Below are 17,382 nucleotides of genomic sequence, written 5' to 3'. Positions count from 1 at the left end.
AGTTCAAAGCGGAATGCGGATGCCGGGCGCGGCGATGGCGTTTCGGAGCGTCTCGCCGCTCTCGACCGTCGTGCCGGGCAGGAGCACCGAGTGCTCCACGACGGCTCCGGCGGCTACCGCGCAGTTCGCGCCGACCACCGAATTTTCGACGCGGGCATCGGGGCTGATCGACGCATTTTCCGAAATCATGCAGGGAAAAAGGCCGATTGCGCGCTTCATGCGCTCCGAAAGCTGAAGAATACGCAAATTATCGTCGAGGTTCGCGCGGTAAAAGTTGGGCAGGGTGCCAATATCCTGCCACAATCCACGGTGCTCGAAAAAGGCGAGTCCTTCGTTGTCCACCAGCCCGAGGAATCCGGTTTCGACGATGCCGGAATACTCCGCTTTCAGGTGGCGGAAGATCGCCGGGCTGAACACGGCGGTTCCCGTGTAGATGAACGATGACGAGAGGCCGGTGCCGCGCTGGTTCCGGAAATCGAGCACTCGACCGCCGCGCAGGCCGACGTGGCCGATCTCTGTGGCGAGCGGCGTTTCGTAGAGCGCGAGCGTGCCGCCGCAGCCGGAGCGCCGGTGCGTTTCGATCAGCGCTTGCAGGTTCATGTTGCTGATGATGTCGCTGTTGATGAGCACGAAATCATCACCGCCGAGCAACGTTTCGCACCTCTTCAGTCCGCCGCCCGTGCCGAGAATTTCGCGCTCCTCCGAGAGCACGATTTCGAGGCTGCCGAAATCGTGCCGGTCGAAAAAGTCTCGCAACTGCTCCGGATGGTGGTGGATGTTGATGATCGCCTTGCGGATGCCCGCCTCCTTGAGCAGGAAGAGCGAGTAGCAGAGGCTCGGCACGTTCAGCACCGGCACGAGCGGCTTGGGTGTCGCGTCGGTCAGTGGTTGCAGGCGAGTGCCGAAGCCCGCGGCGAGGACGAAGGCGTTCATCGCGAAGTTCCGGGAATGAGCGGTTCGAGCAGGTGCCCCGCCACGGCGAGTTCGGGCCGGGCGTCGATGTAGGCCCGCAGGTAGCCGAGGGTCGCCTCGATGCTTGGCTCGAACGCGCGGTTGCCGATGATGGTGGTCTGGTAGCAGAAGGTGCCGACCGCCTTGACGTTGCGCTGAAAGGCCATCAGGTCGAAGAGCCGGAGATACTCCGCCTCGTCCATCGTCGTCAGTCCGGCTTCGCGCAGCCGCTCGAAATGGTAGCGCTTCAGCTCCTCGACCAGATACGGATCGAGCCGCACGTAGGAGTCGCGCAGGAGCGAGGCGGCGTCGTACTGCGGCAGGCCTATGCGGGCATCCTGAAAGTCGATGACGACCGGTTCGTCGCCGAAGAGCATGATGTTGCGGCTGTGGAAGTCGCGATGGTTCAGCACGAAATGCTCCGGCAGCACCAGCAGCCGGGCGATGGCGAGGAACTCGCCGCGAAGCTCCGCGATGGCGCGACCGTCGAGTCGCTCCGCGAAATAGCCTCGCAGGGCGTGTTCGATGAAGAAGTCGAACTCGAACATGAGCTTCTCCTTGTCGAAAGCGAGCGAAAAGGAAATCGCCGTGTCCGGCGTTTTTTCGTCCGGGCGGATTGACTGGATGCGCACGAGCAGGTCGATGATCTGGCGATAGCGAGCCGCAAGCCGGTCGCGGTCGAGCATCGGTATTTCGTCTTGCAGCATCAGGTCGCCGCAATCTTCGAGGCGCAGCAGCCCGTGCTCGCGGGCCACGCCAAGCAGCGCGGGGACACGAACTCCGTGCCTGTCGAAAAGGTCGCGCACGATCAGGAACGGGTAGTTTTCGGGCGCGGCGTCGCGGAATGCCGGATCGGCGCAGACGACCGATGCGCCGCGAGGGCTTGTCACCCTGAAGTACTGCCGGTTCGAGGCGTCGCCCTTGATGGTTCTGATGTCGAGCTGCGCCCGTTCTTCGGGCGGAAAGAGGAGTCGGATCGATTCCGGGAGTTCCATGTGGCGTGACAGGTGGATGCGGAGCCTAAAAAAAAAGCACCTTACACATGCGCATAAGGTGCTTGAGGTCAGGTGGTATGCCTTACTTCTTCGGTGCGATCGCGGCGGATACGCTCTGGAGAATCTGGGTGGCGGCGCCAGCGAAGTTGCCGACCAGGTCGGTAGCGGTCTTTCCGAGAGGCTCGGCAACGTCGGCCAAGGCTTTCAGAGCGGTGTTGGCAACGTCAAGCTGCATCTGGAAGAGCTTGCCGAAAGTTTCGGTAAGGGTGTTGATGGCGCCTGCGACATCGATGTTTGTTCCGTTTGACATGATGCTTATATGTTTTGAGTTGTTAGAAAGCACAAAAGAGAAATTCTCTGCACTCAGGCAAGGCTTTCGTGATAATGAAACAAAGCTAATATATTTTAAACAGTTGCGCAAGGGCAGGAATGTAAAAAAGGTGTTGACGATCCATTCTGTATCCAGGCCTGTACGTTCGGGCCTGGCGAAGAGGGTCAGAAAAAGGCGAGGACTTTTTGCAATCCGCAACTTCTGGCATGCGCAAGCTTTACAAAATTCTGAAGCTGGGGTTCCGGTCTGTTGCGTCTGGCGGCGCGATCCGTTCGCCTGACCTCATGCATCGCCACTGGCAATGGCGGCGGTAACTATCCGGAGTTTGCTGGTGCACGGAATTATTCCGTTGTTATATTGCTTTTGGCCTGCGAAGAAGTGTTCCCTGGCCTCAGGCCGGATGCTGCTCTTGGCCAGGTTTTTTATTCTGCGATTTGCCGATGAACCTGTTGAGCAGGAGCACCACGAAGATTCCGCCGATAAAGAAGCCGAGGGGAGCGAAAATGGTCGTGTAGTTGAAGGGATCAGTCATGGTCGATGCTTTAATAATTGCACGAAGTTACCTGAACGGGAAATGGTTTTCAACCGGTGAAAATAATCAAAAAACCGTCATTCCAACAGCTCTTTGGCTGTAACGCCAAGCTCCTGGCAAGTCGTATGCTCATACGGGCCGGAAAAAAGAGGGGGGAACTCTTGGTTTTTTGGAGACGTTCATTGAAAAAATCAAAAAATTTATTTCAAGATCAAGCGCTGTTGTTGTTATGGAGGTTATAGGTAGAAGCAGAGCCAAGGCGGTCATAGAGTCGCATCTGAACGATTCGGTGATCTATTTCTCCGATCATGTCAGGATTCTCAAGTGTAATCCATATTGTACCGGCGTCACGTACCTGAAGGAGCACGGGGTCTATCAGTGGATTTTCCAGGTCGATGACCCGCGTGAAAATCCTATCACGGCGGTCTTTTTCGTGACGCAGAACGAGGAGCATCTCGACGATTCGCGCACGGTTCCGGCTGGCCCCGTCTCTCCGGAGGAGACCTTTCCCGATTCCGCGGTGTCGGGCCGGTGCATCCAGTGGGTCAACGCCCCGAAAGCGCCCGATGTGCTGCTGAATGAAAAGAACACCTTTGTCGGACAGGCCAACACGCGGATTTGCCTCTACCACCTCGACGACCAGCGCACCGAGGTGCATTTCGAGACCGACATCACGCTCGACTTCGAACTCTCCTTTCCGCTCAATCTCATGCCGGAAGGCGTCCTCAAATTCATGACCGAGGCGATCATGTCGAAAATTATGCAGCAGGCCACCGAGAGTATGCTCTGCCAGGTGCAGGCCGATCTCTGCTGCACCACCGCCGAGCTGAACGCTTCCGGCGGCAAGGTCGAGCACTGAGGACGGTTTCCCGTGTTCCTGCCGTCGAAATTGTCATTGAAATCGATAGCTTCGCGAGCCGATCCACATTTCTCAAAAGTCCGATTGAAACCCGATGGAATGAAAAATCTGTCGGGTTTTTTGCATCCGGAGGAGTCCGGTTTTCGATTTCGATGCTCGCATCCAGCGATCTCCGTGCTTGACATCAAGTCTGTATGGAGGAGAATTACTGTTGCAGAGAGCGTTGTTTTTTTTATTTTTAATACCCTAACGGGGTATAGGTAAGGATTAAACAGTTTTCCCGTCAATGCGGGAACAGGGGACAGGCGATGAACGAAGAGTGCCGGATGGACGATGTGATCGTCAGGCTCAAGAAGGTGAACGGTCAGGTGCAGGCATTGATGAGAATGATCGAGACCGGGGAGGAGTGCGAAAAGGTGGTGACCCAGTTCCAGGCGGCCAAGGCAGCTCTCGACAACACCTTTTCCCTTGTGCTGAACCGGAACCTGAAGAACTGTCTGAGCCGACAAGATTCAGAAAGCGTGGAAAAGATTATCAAACTCATATCGAAACAATAGATGACCAAGATGGCAACCAAAAGGTTTTTCGCCCTGCTCGTGGCGGGTCTCGCGACTTGTTCGCAGGCCGACGCGGCCACCATGAGACTGTCGCTCGACGACGCACTGAAGATCGCCCGCGAGCGCAACACCATGCTCAAGGCGGCCCGCGCCAAGAATGAACAGGCCGACGCGCGAGTCATGCAGAGCCGCCAGGCTTACCTGCCGAAGGTGACGCTCTCCGAAACCGTCATGCACTCCAACGATCCCGGCGCGGTGCTGGTGGGCAAGCTCCAGCAGGAGAGTGCCTACTACAATTTTAATACTACGCCTCCCGATTTTGGTGACTTTGCGCTGGACAAGCTCAATCATCCCGCGGCGATCACCGATTTCCACACCAGCCTCCAGGTGCAGCAGCCGATTTACAACCGCGACGCCATCATTGGCCGCTCGATGGCCCGGAGCGCCCGCAAGGCGCAGGGTTTCATGACCGACCGCGCGGTTGAAAGCATCGACCTGAATGTCAAGAAAGCCTTTTACGGTCTCATTCTCGCCAAGAAGAATCTCGATGCCACCGAACAGTCGATCGGCATCATGCAGCGCTACAGCAGCGAGGCCGCGCGCGGTTACTCGGCCGGTCTGGTGACCAAGTCCGACAAGCTCTCCACCGAGGTGCGCCTTGCCGAACTGCGTGACCAGAAGCTCCAGATTCAGGACGCCATCCGCAACGCGCAGGATGCGCTCCGCACGATGCTCGCTCTCGGCCCGGACGACACCGTCCAGCCGGTCGGCGACCTGAAGGTCGATGCAAAAATTCCGGCTTCGGCGGCGTCGGCAAACGCCGATGGGCGCAGCGACCTCAAGGCGCTCGAAGCCTTCCAGGAGGTCACCGGTTACCAGCATGACATGGCTCGCGCGCAGTACCTGCCGAGGGTGAACGCTTTCGCCCAGCAGAACTGGCACGATAACAGCTTTCTCGGTACCGAGGGGTCGAGCTGGACGATCGGCCTGAATGTGCAGTGGAACATTTTCGACGGCATGGCCACCAAAGGCAAGGTGCAGGAGGCCAAGGCCCAGGCGCTCGAAGCCCAGTACAACTTCCAGGCGGCAAAGGAGCAGAGCGACATGGAGATCGCCATGTCTCGCCGTGCTCTGGTCTCTTCGCGCGAGCGTATCGCCGTGACGCAGAAGTCGCTCGAAGCGGCCAAAGTGAGCTTCGATTTCATCGGCGAGCAGTTCAGAACCGGCATGGCCATGACCTTCGAGCTGCTGATGCGCGAACAGGCGTGGAGCTGGGCGAAGATGCGCCTCAACCAGGCCAGGTACGACTACTGCATCGCCAAAAGCGAACTCGAATATTACAGCGCCCGTTGAATTTTTTTCAGTCGTGACCGCAAAACTGAAAACCATGAAAGGCATGAACACTCGAATCATCGCGCTGCTTTTCCTGATGCTTCCCGCGCTGCTCGCCGCGTGTGGCGGCCATGAAAAGAAGCAGCCCGCATCGCCATCCGCCGGAGTGACGGCTCCCGTCGCCATTGGTAACATCGCGACCGTCACGGAGTCGGTTGATGGCGCTGGCCGGAAGAGGTTGCTCGTTCCGGCTTCGTCGATACTCAGAAAAGCCGGTACCGATCAGGTTTTCGTTGTCGGCCCGGACAGCATCGTTACGCTGCGGTGGGTCAGCACCGGCCACACTCTGGGCGCAAGCACCATCGTGCTCAGCGGCCTCGCTCAGGGTGAGCAGGTTGTCGAGTCACCTTCGGCAGAGCTGCGCGAGGGCGCAAGAATTACTATAGACACGCACACGCAAGACAGAGCGAAGGAGGCTCAACACCAATGAATGAAGGTATAGCCGGGAGGCTTGCAAAGCAGTTTATCAACTCGAAGATAACGCCGCTCCTCATGCTGGCCGCTCTTCTGGTCGGCATCATGGCGACGTTCATGACGCCGCGCGAAGAGGAGCCGCAGATCGTCGTGCCGATGGTCGATATTTACATTCCCTATCCCGGCGCGACCGCCGCCGAGGTGCAGGAGCGCGTGGCCAAGCCTGTCGAACGCGCCGTGACCGAAATCAAGGGGGTCGATTACGTCTATTCGACCTCGATGCCCGATTTCGCCCTCGTGACTGTTCGTTACAAGGTTGGCGAGAGCGCCGAGGAAAGCATGGTCAAGCTCTGGGCCACCCTGATGAAATACATGGACAAAATGCCGCCCGGCGCACAGATGCCGCTCATCAAGAAGGTCTCCATCGACGACGTGCCGGTGCTCAACCTCACTTTCTGGAGCAAGGACAAGAGTCCGTACGAGCTTCGCCGGATCGCCGTAAGCGTGGCCGACCAGCTCAAGCAGACCCAGAATATCGGTGACGTCGAGATCAAGGGGGGCCTCAAACGCCAGATCAGGGTGCAGCTCGACAAGGGCAAACTGATGCGTTTCAACATCACGCCGCTGCAAATCGCCCGTCAGATACAGAGCACCAACAGCCAGATGACCTCGGGTGATTTCAAGGATTTCAACGAAAATATCGTTGTCAAGTCGGGCAAATTCCTGCAAAGCAAGGAGGATGTCGGTAACATCGTGGTCGGCATCTACGGCGTCGCGCCGGTGACGCTGAAAGATGTGGCCACCATCACCGACGGCCCGGAAGAGGTCAACAACTACGCCGCATTCGGCTGGGGCGCGGCCTCCGGCGAAAAGGACAAGGCGGACTATCCCGCCGTGACGCTCACGGTCGCCAAGAAGCAGGGCACCGACGCCACCGCGCTTGCCGACAAGGTTCTGGAGAAGGTTGACGGCATGAAAGGCTCGGTCATTCCTGCCGATGTGACCGTCACCGAAACGAGGAACTATGGCGAGACCGCTTCGGAAAAAGTGTTCACGCTGCTCGAACACCTCATCATGGCGGTGGTCGCCGTGACGATCGTGGTCGGTTTCTTCCTCGGCTGGCGCGGCGCGCTCGTGGTCTTCATGTCGGTGCCGATTACCTTCGCGCTCACGCTGCTGGTTTACTTCCTGCTCGATTACACGCTCAACCGGGTGACGCTCTTCGCGCTCATCTTCGTGACCGGCATCGTGGTTGACGACTCGATCATCATCGCCGAGAACATTCACCGCCACTTCGCTATGAAGCGCCAGCCGCGCCTCCAGGCGGCCATCACGGCCATCAGCGAAGTCGGCAATCCGACCATTCTGGCCACCTTCACGGTTATCGCGGCGGTGCTGCCGATGGTCTTCGTCTCCGGCCTGATGGGGCCTTACATGAGCCCGATGCCGATCGGCGCTTCGATGGCGATGATCTTCTCGCTTTTGGTCGCGCTCATCGCCACGCCGTGGCTCTCGTTCCGCCTGCTCAAGTCCGACGAGGGCAATCACGAGGAGTACGACATCAAGAAGACCGGTTACTACAAAATGTTCGACAAGGTGCTGACCCCCTTCATCGACAGCACCTTCAAGACCTGGGTGGCTTTCGGCGTGGTTGGCCTGATGCTGGCCGGCGCGATCGCCATGGTTCCGCTCAAGATGGTGGAGATGAAGATGCTGCCGTTCGACAACAAGAATGAGTTCCAGGTTATCATCGACTTGCCGGAGGGCACGGCGCTCGAACGCACCGCCCAGGTGGCCAAGGAGATTTCGGGTTATCTGAAAACCGTGCCGGAGGTGCAGAGCAGCCAGTACTACGTCGGCGTCAACGCGCCGATCAACTTCAACGGTCTGGTGCGCCACTACTATCTGAGGCGCGGCGACAATATGGCCGATATCCAGGTGAACCTGGTGCACAAGGGCGACCGCAGCGCGCAGAGCCACGACATCGCCAAGCGCGTACGCTCCGGTGTGCAGGAGATTGCCAACAGGTATGGCGCCAACGCCAAGATCGTCGAGATTCCGCCAGGCCCGCCGGTGCTCTCCACCATCGTAGCCGAGATTTACGGCCCCGATGAGGCTTCGCGTGTCGCGCTCGCCAAAGAGGTCAAAAAGGCGTTCGCCTCGACCCCCGGCGTCGTTGACGTTGACTGGATGGTCGAGGCTGACCAGAAGGTTTACGACCTGGTGATCAACAAGGATAGGGCCGCCTTCCGTGGCGTGACTCCCGAGCAGATCGCCCAGACCCTGCGCATGTCGCTGGCTGGCGTCGATGTCGGCATCGTGCACCTGCCGGACGAACTCGAACCGGTCACGATCCAGCTTCGCCTGCCGAAGGCCGACCGCACTTCGCTGAAGGACTTGTCCAACATCTTCGTGCAGTCGCAGGGCATGAACTCCCTGACCACGCGCCTCCGTCCGGGTCAGCAGATTCCGCTCTCCGAGCTGGTGACGATCAAGGAGAAAATCCAGGACAAGAGCCTCTTCCGCAAAGACCTGAAAGATGTGGTTTACGTGACCGCCGACGTGGCTGGCGTGACCGAAAGCCCGGTCTATGCGATGCTCGAACTCGACAAGAAGATCGAGGCGATCAAGGCGCCCGGCGGCTACAAGGTCAGCCCACTCTACACCGCGCCGCCCAAGACCGGCGACAAGCCCGCCCTGAAGTGGGACGGCGAGTGGCAGATCACCTTCGAGGTGTTCCGCGACCTCGGCACGGCCTTCGCCGTGGTGCTGGTCATCATCTACATGCTGATCATCGGCTGGTTCCAGTCCTTCAAGACGCCGCTGATCATGATGATCTCGATTCCGCTGAGCCTGGTCGGCATCATTCCCGGCCACTTCATTCACCACGCTTTCTTCACGGCCACGAGCATGATCGGCATGATCGCGCTTGCCGGCATCATGGTGAGGAATGCGGTGCTGCTCATCGACTTCATCCAGATTCGCCGCGAAGAGGGGATCGGCCTGAAGCAGGCGGTCATCGAGTCGGCGGCGGTCAGAACCCGCCCGATCATTTTGACCTCCGGCGCGGTGGTTATCGGTTCGGTGGTTATGCTTTTTGATCCTATCTTCCAAGGTTTGGCCATCTCGCTCATCTGGGGCGGTGTGCTCTCGACCATCCTGACGCTGGTTGTCGTGCCGCTGGTTTACTACCTGAGCGAAAAGAAGGGCGAGAAAAAGAGGCTCGAAAACATGAAGTCGGCATAACCCCAAAAAGATACATCTGATGAAAATGATCGCTATCATAGGAGACGAACAGACCCGTCCGCTGATTCGCAAGATGTTCACGGCGCACCAGGTCAGCCTCTTCAGCAGCATCGCCATCAGGGGCTGCTCATGCGAGTCGGGCGGAGAGCCGGTCGCCTGGTGGCCCGCGGGCAAGGATATCCCCACGGCCTATTCGTCGCTCTGCTTCGCCATTCTCGATGACGAGAAAGCGGAGAAGATCATGAGCGACATCGAGGCGACTCCTGTCGCCGCCGATCCGGCCTTTCCGGCAAAGGCGTTCATGATGAATGTCGAAAAGATGATCTGAGGAGCGTGGCCATGAGTGTGCAGGTAGAGCAGATCAGGACGGGCGGAGATCGCAATTTCGGCTATCTCTGCTCGGACGAGGCGACTGGCGAGGCGTTCGCCGTCGATCCGTCGTACTCGCCGGAAGCGGTGGTCGATGCCGCCGCCCGGCGCGGCTGGCGGCTTGTCCACGCTTTCTGCACCCACGGCCACGGCGACCACACCAACGGCAATGAGGCGTTCGAGCGGCTGACCGGGCTGCGGGTGCTGCTCTTCGGCGACCGCGACGCCCGGTCGGGAATCGAGGTGGCGCACGGCGCGCGCTTCCCGCTCGGCGAGGGCGGCGTCGAAGTCATCCAAACCCCCGGCCATACGCCGGACTCGATCTGCCTCTTGGCTGGCGACGCGCTTTTTACGGGCGACACGCTCTTCGTGGGCAAGGTCGGCGGCACGTGGAGCGAGGCCGATGCGCGGCAGGAGTGCCATTCGCTGCACGAGCGGCTGATGACGCTGCCGGAGGCGACCAGAGTATTTGCCGGTCACGATTACGGCGTCGCGCCAAGTTCGTCCATCGGCAGGGAAAAAACTACGAACCCCTTTTTGCTTCAGCCTGACGTAGAATCGTTCATTGACCTGAAAAACAACTGGGCGGCCTACAAAAAAGCGCATGGAATCAGCTGATTTTTTTGTCAGCCTCTTGATTTTTCACTCTTCTTTGCTTTACTTAAACGATAATGCTTTTTGCGGATTCATGTCCCAAAAAGCAAGCCTACCTTTCGTGAGATTAGTCTGACATAGCAACGACGCTATTAGTTTTCAAGCAATAGTAATGGGACACTCCGTCCTTTTTTTAAACGAGAGAACATCGACATGGATCAGCTCATCACTTTACGGACCCTTCCGGTTTCCGCCCTCATGCAGAAGGATTTCCATACCATCAAGGGCAGCTCGACCGTTGCCGAAGCGTTGCAGCTCATGAAAAAGAGCGGAGAGAGCGGCCTTATCGTCGAGCCTCGCAACGAGGATGACTGCTACGGCATCGTGACCGAAAAGGACATTCTCGAAAAAGTGATCGATCCGGGCGAAGACCTTCACCGCGATCCCTGGAACACCCCGGTTTTCCAGATCATGAGCAAGCCGATCATCAGCGTCAATCCGAGCATGAGGATCAAGTATGCGTTGCGTCTGATGAAACGCGCCAATGTAAGGCGTCTCACCATCATGGATGGCAACAAGGTTATCGGCGTGCTCAATATGACGGACGTTCTCCATCGCGTCGAGGACCTTCCGGTGCATGACGACCATATCGCTCTGTAAGCCAATCCCTTTTTGACCGTATCCTGGTCGAGGTCGTTTCATCATGAAAGCACGGGCGAGCCGCAGCAGGCGGCCAGCCCTTTTTCCAACCAGCACGTCTGCCACGCGGCAGTTGCGCAAGGATTTCCGACTGTTTATGAAACCATTTGATATCGTCATCGTCGGTGGTGGCGGTGCCGGACTTTACGCGGCCATGGAGGCCATGAAGACCAATCCGGGGCTGAACATCGCCGTGCTTTCAAAGATCTATCCGAACCGCTCCCACACCTCGGCGGCGCAGGGCGGAGCCAACGCGGCGCTGGCCAACAAGGCCAAGGACGACACGGTCGAGATGCACATTTTCGATACCATCAAGGGCAGCGATTACCTCGCCGACCAGGATGCCGTCGAGGTGCTCTGCTCCGAAGCTCCCAAGATCATCCGCGAACTCGACAACATGGGTACGCCGTGGTCGAGGATGGATGACAAGACCATCGCCCAGCGTCCCTTCGGCGGAGCGGGCCGTCCCCGCTGCTGCTACTGCGCCGACAAGACGGGTCACACCATTCTCCAGACCCTCTACGAACAGTGCCTGCGCAAGGGGGTGTTCTTCTTCAACGAATATTTTGCGCTCGAGCTCTCCGTGGATGGCAGCCGTTCGCGCGGCCTGATCGCCATGAACATCAAGACCGGCAAGGTCGAGGCCTTCCCGGCCAAGACGGTCATTTTCGCTACCGGCGGCTACGCCAAGATGTACTGGAACCGTTCCAGCAACGCGGCGGGCAACACCGGCGACGGTCAGGCGATCGCTTACCGCGCGGGCATTCCGCTCAAGGATATGGAGTTCGTGCAGTTCCACCCCACCGGCCTGCGCAAGAGCGGCCTGCTCGTCACCGAGGGTGCGCGCGGCGAGGGCGGCTATCTGGTCAACGCGGAGGGCGAGCGCTTCATGAAGCGCTACGCTCCCGAAAAGATGGAGCTTGGCCCGCGTGACCTCGTTTCCCGCTCGCTCGAAACCGAAATTCTCGAAGGTCGCGGCTTCGACAGCCCGGCTGGCAAATACCTGCATCTCGATCTTCGCCATCTCGGCGCCGATATCATCAAGTCGCGTCTTCCGCAGATCAGGGAGATGTGCATGTACTTCGAGGGCGTCGATCCGATCGATGAACCCGTGCCGGTCAGGCCCACGGCTCACTACTCGATGGGCGGCATCGATACCGACAATTTCGGACGCACCATCATCGAGGGGGTCTATGCCGCCGGCGAGTGCGGCTGCGTTTCGGTGCACGGCGCCAACCGCCTGGGCGGCAACTCGCTGCTCGACATTCTGGTTTTTGGCCGCATCACCGGAAGGGCTGCCGCCGAAGAGGCGTCGCAATTCAATCCCTCCGCCATTCCTGCATCCGAAGTGGACGAAAAAGAGCACGAACTCCGCAGCTTCATGCAGCCGCGAGGCCATTACGAGCGCTACGGCACGTTGCGCGAAGATTTGGGTCACACGCTCGGCGCGAACGTCGGCATCTTCCGCGAAGCCTCGAAGATCAAGCAGGGCATTGCCGATGTCGAAAGCCTCAGGGAGCGCTTCGGGCACGTCAGGGTTTTCGATACCGGCGACGTTTACAACACCAACCTGCTCCAGGTGCTCGAACTGAAGAACATGCTCGATCTGGCCGAAACCGTTGCCGAGGGCGCGCTTGTCAGGGAGGAGAGTCGCGGCTCGCACACCAGGACCGATTTCCCGACTCGCGACGACGAGAAGTGGCATAAGCATACCATTTACACCTACGATGGAGGACGCCCGAAGCTCACCTACAAGCCGGTGACGATGGGACGCTACGAGCTTCAGGAACGAACCTATTAATTCGAAGGATTTTCAATGAGCGATTCAACGATACAGCATCATGAGGAGAGCCGGGATGTGACCTTCAGGGTTCACCGGTTCAATCCCCAGGTTGACAGCAAGCCCTATTTCGATGATTACACGATCAAGCTCGAAAAAGGTATCACCGTGCTCAGGGCTCTCAACTATATCAAAGAGCATGTCGATTCGACGCTGACCTTCCGGGCGTTCTGCCAGGCAGGCATCTGCGGCTCCTGCGCCATGAGGATCAACAACATGTCGAAGCTCGCCTGCACCACCCAGGTCTGGGACGAACTCGACAAGGCCCGCGAGCCGGGCGTCATCAAAATCGAACCGCTCCGGAACCTTCCGCACATCAAGGATCTGGTGGTCGAGATGGATCCGGTGGTTGGCAAGATGAAGAAGTACTCCAACTGGGTGGATTCCAGAATGCCCGAAGAGCAGTGGGGCAAAAAGGAGTTTCTCGTTTCCGAGGAGGAGTTCCAGATCTACGACAAGGCGACCGACTGCATTTTGTGCGCTTCGTGCGTTTCGGAGTGCACGATTCTGCGGGCGCACAAGGAGTATGTTTCACCCGTGGTGCTGCTCCGCTCGTACCGCATGAACGCCGACAGCCGCGATGGCATTCACGACCAGCGTCTGGCGGGTCTGGTGCAGGATCACGGCGTGTGGGACTGCACACATTGCTACCGCTGCCAGGAGACCTGTGTCAAGAACATTCCCATCATGGACGCCATTCACGGCATTCGCGAGGACGCCATCGAACGCCGCGGCACCAAGGACACCAGCGGCGCGCGCCATGCCGAAGCTTTCATGGATGACATCGAGAAGAAGGGCAGGCTGGTCGAGGCCACGCTGCCGATCAGGACCAACGGCCTGGCATGGACGCTCAAAAACCTGCTGCCGATGGCCGTCAAGATGATAATCAAGCGCCGCACCCCGCCTCCGCCGCCTCTGGTCAAAGCCTCGAAGGGCATTCAGTCCCTGCGCAAGGAGATGAAGGAGATGGCCAGCCATGTAACGAAGGATCACGAAAAAAAATCCGGAGAATAGCAGTATGAAGCGTTACGCCTATTATCAGAGCTGCATCAACGAGGCGATGACCAAAGAGGTCGATCGTTCGATCGATCTCTGGCAGCATGATCTTGGCATCGAGCTCGTCAAGTTGCACGAAAGCGTTTGCTGCGGCGGCAGCAATCTCGACTACGTCAGTCCAAAGCAGTTCGCGCTGGTCAACGCGCGCAATATTGCTCTTGCCGAAAAGCAGGGTCTCGATCTGATTGTCTCTTGCAATACCTGCCTGATGACGATCAGAACCGCCAAGAAAAAACTCGACGAGTCGCCAGCCCTGCGGGCCGAGGTCAACGAGATTCTCCGGGAGGAGGGACTCGAATATCGCGGCACCTCGGAGGTGCGGCATCTGCTCTGGGTGCTCATCGACGACGTTGGCCTCGACGTCATTCGCAAGAAGGTGAAAAACCCTCTCTCGAAGCTCCGTATCGCGCCGTTCTACGGCTGCCATATTCTCCGTCCCTCGACCGTGCTCGGCAAGGACAATCCGCTCGAGCCGACCTCCCTCGATATGCTGCTCGACGCGCTTGGCGCCAGGTCGATTCCCTACGAGCACAAGAATCGCTGCTGTGGTTTCCACACGCTGCTGGTCGCCGAGGAGGAGTCGCTGAACGTGGCCGCCGAGGCATTGAAGGAGGCGATGGACGAGAAGGCGGACTTCATCGTCACCCCCTGTCCGCTCTGCCATACCGTGCTGGACGGCTATCAGGCCAAAGCGCTCAAGCACAACGGCATCAAAGGCTCGATTCCGGTCTATCACCTCTCCGAAGTGGTGGGCCTGGCGCTCGGCTACTCCGAACGTCAGCTCGGCATCAAACGCCACATTGTGACGGTTTGATCGAACTCATCGCGGGTGCCCGGCAAAGGCGCCCGCCTGTTTTAAAATCCGGCTGAAAAAGCGTACCTTTGCACCTGATTATTTTAATGTCCGCAAGATTTCCGGGACAGCTCTTTTCCCAACATCAATAACCACTTGCACTCCATGCTCAAAAATGATCTTTTTATCAGGGCGTTGAAAAGGCAGTCGTGCCCCCGTACTCCAATCTGGGTCATGCGCCAGGCTGGCCGTTACCTCCCGGAATATCGCGCCGTCAGGGAAAAAACCGACTTCCTGACTCTCTGCAAAACCCCTGAACTGGCTTGTGAAGTCACCATCCAGCCGGTCGATCTGATGGGCGTGGACGCCGCAATCATCTTCTCCGACATCCTCGTCGTCAACGAAGCGATGGGCATGAATGTCGAGATCATCGAGACCAAGGGCATCAGGCTCACTCCTCCGATCCGCTCGCAGGCCGACATCGACAAGCTGATCGATCCCGACGTGGACGAAAAGCTCGGCTACGTGCTCGACGCCATTCGCCTCACCAAGAGGGAACTCAACGATCGCGTGCCGCTCATCGGCTTCTCCGGCGCGGCATGGACGCTCTTCACCTATGCGGTCGAGGGCGGCGGTTCGAAGAACTACGCCTGGGCCAAAAAGATGATGTACCGCGAGCCGCAGATGGCTCACCAGTTGCTCCAGAAGATCACCACCTGCATCAGCGCCTACCTCATCAAGCAGGTCGAAGCTGGCGCGGACGCCGTCCAGATTTTCGACTCCTGGGCAAGCGCGCTCTCCGAGGATGACTACCGCGAGTTCGCATTGCCCTACATCAAGCAGAACGTCGCCGCCGTGAAGGCCGCATACCCGGAAATTCCGGTGATCGTTTTCTCGAAGGACATGAACACCATTCTCTCCGACATCGCTGATACCGGCGCTGACGCTGTTGGCCTCGGCTGGAACATCGATATTGCCAAGGCTCGCAAGGAACTCGGCGATCGCGTCTGCCTTCAGGGCAACATGGATCCGACGGTGCTCTACGGAACTCCGGAGAAGATCAAATCCGAAGCCGCAAAAGTGCTCAAGCAGTTCGGCCAGCACAACGACCACTCAGGCCACGTCTTCAACCTCGGCCACGGCATTCTGCCCGACGTCGATCCGGCCAACCTGAAGTGCCTCGTCGAATTCGTCAAGGAAGAGAGCGCAAAGTACCACTGAGCCGCTTGTTCGATCCCGCTTTCAAAACTCCGCCTGCGCTTGCACGGCGGAGTTTTTTTTGATCGGTCGGGTCTGACCGATCCGTTCGATCCGACCGATCTTTTTTATATTGCAGGAAATTTTCAACAAAGCAGTTACGCAATGACCCAGCAGTGCAACTGTTCCGAGGGGTGCGGCGGCTCTGGCCGTTATGAAGAGCTGGTCCTTGAACGGATGCTCTACAGCGCGCGCCTCAAGGAAAGTGTCGCCCGGCGCGACAGCGACGTGATCGCGGCGATGGCGGCGATGATCGCCGAGACGTTTCGGAACGGAGGCAAGGTGCTGTTGTGCGGCAACGGTGGAAGCGCCGCCGACGCGCAGCATCTGGCCGCCGAACTCACTATCCGGTACCGCAGCTCGGTCAACCGCCCCGCGCTGCCGGCCATCGCCCTCTCGGCCGATACCTCGGCCTTGACGGCTGGCGCGAACGACTTCGGCTTCGACGAGGTGTTCGCGCGGCTTGTCGAAGCGTACGGTCGGCCCGGCGATATTCTTGTCGGACTTTCAACCAGCGGCAACAGCCCCAACGTGCTCAAGGCGCTCCGATTCGCCCGCCAGCGCGACATGAAGACGCTTGCCCTGCTTGGCGGCGACGGCGGCGAAATCAAGCCACATGCCGACCTCGCCGTGGTGGTTCCCCATACCGGCAGCGCCGACAGAGTCCAGGAGTGCCACATCGCCTTAGGCCACGTCATCGTGGAGCTTGTCGAAAAAATGTTAGGCTATGATTGATGAGAATTATGAATTATGAATGCTGAATTATGAATTGAGACTGTCGAACTGAAATTGTGTGTGGTGACGTTGTCCACACCGTCCGCCAAGTCCACGCTGTCCACTTTGTCCACCAAAATTAAACCAACCAACACTATGCAGGTACAGAACATAGAGGGTTCACTGAACGCATCTGGCTTAAAGTTCGGGATTGTGGTTTCACGTTTCAACGATTTCATCGGCCAGAAGCTGGTCGAAGGCGCAATCGACTGCATCGTGCGCCACGGCGGATCGGCTGAAGCGATCACCGTCATCCGCTGCCCCGGCGCGTTCGAGCTACCGGCGGTTACGAAAAAAGCAGTGCTGTCGGGCAAGTACGATGCGATTGTCACGCTCGGCGTGATCATCCGCGGCTCGACGCCGCACTTCGACGTGATCTCCGCCGAAGCCACCAAAGGCATCGCGCAGGTCGGCATGGAGGCGGGTATTCCGGTATCGTTCGGCGTACTGACCACCGAAAATCTGGAGCAGGCTATCGAGAGAGCTGGCACCAAGGCGGGCAACAAAGGCTTCGACGCCGCGATGACCGCCATCGAAATGGCCAATCTCTACAAGCAGTTTTGAGGGGAGGCTGGTTGCCTGCAATTTATTGTAGGGGCGGCTCTTGTGGCCGCCCTGACTCTCAGGAAAAGGACTGCAAGGACTTCAGGGAAAACAAGGACAAAAGGGGAAAAAAGGTATTACTGCGTCCCGATTCTTTCTTTTCCCATAAGTCCCATAGGT

General features: G+C 58.4%; 18 protein-coding genes. 14 read left to right on the top strand and 4 right to left on the bottom strand.

The features are described from left to right. Positions 1-3: 3 nt before the first annotated feature. The 4 genes from FGF66_RS01985 to FGF66_RS01970 form a co-directional block, all read right to left on the bottom strand. Positions 4-933 carry a sugar phosphate nucleotidyltransferase gene (locus FGF66_RS01985; protein WP_139456028.1) on the bottom strand — a complete coding sequence of 310 codons (930 nt, stop codon included), beginning with the start codon at positions 931-933 and terminating at the stop codon, positions 4-6. Then, positions 930-1,946 carry an aminoglycoside phosphotransferase family protein gene (locus tag FGF66_RS01980; protein ID WP_139456027.1) on the bottom strand — a complete coding sequence of 339 codons (1,017 nt, stop codon included), beginning with the start codon at positions 1,944-1,946 and terminating at the stop codon, positions 930-932. Before FGF66_RS01980 ends, FGF66_RS01985 begins: the two co-directional genes overlap by 4 nt. An 82-nt stretch (positions 1,947-2,028) precedes the next feature. Next, the gene (locus tag FGF66_RS01975) at positions 2,029-2,256 is read right to left on the bottom strand and encodes a Rossmann-fold NAD(P)-binding domain-containing protein (RefSeq protein ID WP_170181160.1); all 228 of its coding nucleotides are present in this window, start codon (positions 2,254-2,256) and stop codon (positions 2,029-2,031) included. Between the two features lie 412 nt (positions 2,257-2,668). Further along, complete coding sequence (locus FGF66_RS01970) at positions 2,669-2,809, bottom strand: hypothetical protein (protein ID WP_170181159.1); 141 nt, start codon at positions 2,807-2,809, stop codon at positions 2,669-2,671. A 229-nt stretch (positions 2,810-3,038) separates the two neighbouring features. Here FGF66_RS01970 and FGF66_RS01965 point away from each other — a divergent pair, with 229 nt between their 5' ends. The 14 genes from FGF66_RS01965 to ribH all read left to right on the top strand — a co-directional run bounded on the left by FGF66_RS01965 (position 3,039) and on the right by ribH (position 17,223). After that, the gene (locus FGF66_RS01965; RefSeq protein ID WP_139456025.1) at positions 3,039-3,668 is read left to right on the top strand and encodes a DUF1997 domain-containing protein; all 630 of its coding nucleotides are present in this window, start codon (positions 3,039-3,041) and stop codon (positions 3,666-3,668) included. Positions 3,669-3,976: 308 nt separating this feature from the next. Further along, complete coding sequence (locus FGF66_RS01960) at positions 3,977-4,225, top strand: metal-sensitive transcriptional regulator (protein ID WP_139456024.1); 249 nt, start codon at positions 3,977-3,979, stop codon at positions 4,223-4,225. Continuing rightward, positions 4,226-5,578 carry a TolC family protein gene (locus tag FGF66_RS01955; protein ID WP_139456023.1) on the top strand — a complete coding sequence of 451 codons (1,353 nt, stop codon included), beginning with the start codon at positions 4,226-4,228 and terminating at the stop codon, positions 5,576-5,578. 43 nt (positions 5,579-5,621) lie between these two features. After that, complete coding sequence (locus tag FGF66_RS01950) at positions 5,622-6,047, top strand: efflux RND transporter periplasmic adaptor subunit (RefSeq protein WP_170181158.1); 426 nt, start codon at positions 5,622-5,624, stop codon at positions 6,045-6,047. Beyond that, positions 6,044-9,277, top strand: a complete 3,234-nt coding sequence (locus FGF66_RS01945) for an efflux RND transporter permease subunit (RefSeq protein ID WP_139456021.1) — start codon at positions 6,044-6,046, stop codon at positions 9,275-9,277. Before FGF66_RS01950 ends, FGF66_RS01945 begins: the two co-directional genes overlap by 4 nt. A 19-nt stretch (positions 9,278-9,296) precedes the next feature. Continuing rightward, positions 9,297-9,605, top strand: a complete 309-nt coding sequence (locus tag FGF66_RS01940) for a hypothetical protein (protein ID WP_139456020.1) — start codon at positions 9,297-9,299, stop codon at positions 9,603-9,605. Positions 9,606-9,616: 11 nt separating this feature from the next. Next, positions 9,617-10,264, top strand: a complete 648-nt coding sequence (locus tag FGF66_RS01935) for a hydroxyacylglutathione hydrolase family protein (RefSeq protein ID WP_139456019.1) — start codon at positions 9,617-9,619, stop codon at positions 10,262-10,264. A gap of 189 nt (positions 10,265-10,453) precedes the next feature. Then, positions 10,454-10,900, top strand: coding sequence for a CBS domain-containing protein (locus tag FGF66_RS01930; RefSeq protein ID WP_069810797.1), 447 nt, complete (start codon positions 10,454-10,456; stop codon positions 10,898-10,900). A gap of 136 nt (positions 10,901-11,036) precedes the next feature. Next, positions 11,037-12,740: an FAD-dependent oxidoreductase gene (locus FGF66_RS01925; protein ID WP_139456018.1), complete on the top strand. Its 1,704-nt coding sequence runs from the start codon at positions 11,037-11,039 to the stop codon at positions 12,738-12,740. A gap of 15 nt (positions 12,741-12,755) precedes the next feature. Then, on the top strand, positions 12,756-13,793 hold the full coding sequence (locus tag FGF66_RS01920; RefSeq protein ID WP_139456017.1) for a succinate dehydrogenase/fumarate reductase iron-sulfur subunit: 1,038 nt from the start codon (positions 12,756-12,758) through the stop codon (positions 13,791-13,793). Positions 13,794-13,797: 4 nt separating this feature from the next. Then, positions 13,798-14,649, top strand: a complete 852-nt coding sequence (locus tag FGF66_RS01915) for a CoB--CoM heterodisulfide reductase iron-sulfur subunit B family protein (protein ID WP_139456016.1) — start codon at positions 13,798-13,800, stop codon at positions 14,647-14,649. A 144-nt stretch (positions 14,650-14,793) separates the two neighbouring features. Next, a complete protein-coding gene (gene hemE, locus FGF66_RS01910; protein WP_139456015.1) occupies positions 14,794-15,849 on the top strand; it encodes a uroporphyrinogen decarboxylase in 1,056 nt (351 codons plus the stop codon). Positions 15,850-15,990: 141 nt separating this feature from the next. Further along, complete coding sequence (gmhA, locus tag FGF66_RS01905; RefSeq protein WP_139456014.1) at positions 15,991-16,620, top strand: D-sedoheptulose 7-phosphate isomerase; 630 nt, start codon at positions 15,991-15,993, stop codon at positions 16,618-16,620. Positions 16,621-16,755: 135 nt separating this feature from the next. Continuing rightward, complete coding sequence (ribH, locus tag FGF66_RS01900) at positions 16,756-17,223, top strand: 6,7-dimethyl-8-ribityllumazine synthase (protein ID WP_139456013.1); 468 nt, start codon at positions 16,756-16,758, stop codon at positions 17,221-17,223. Positions 17,224-17,382: the final 159 nt, after the last annotated feature.

The sequence above is a fragment of the Chlorobaculum thiosulfatiphilum genome (assembly GCF_006265165.1).
GTDB classification, from domain to species: Bacteria; Bacteroidota; Chlorobiia; order Chlorobiales; family Chlorobiaceae; genus Chlorobaculum; species Chlorobaculum thiosulfatiphilum.
The sequence above is the reverse complement of the archived record's forward strand: the minus strand, read 5'-3'. Positions and strand labels throughout refer to the sequence as shown.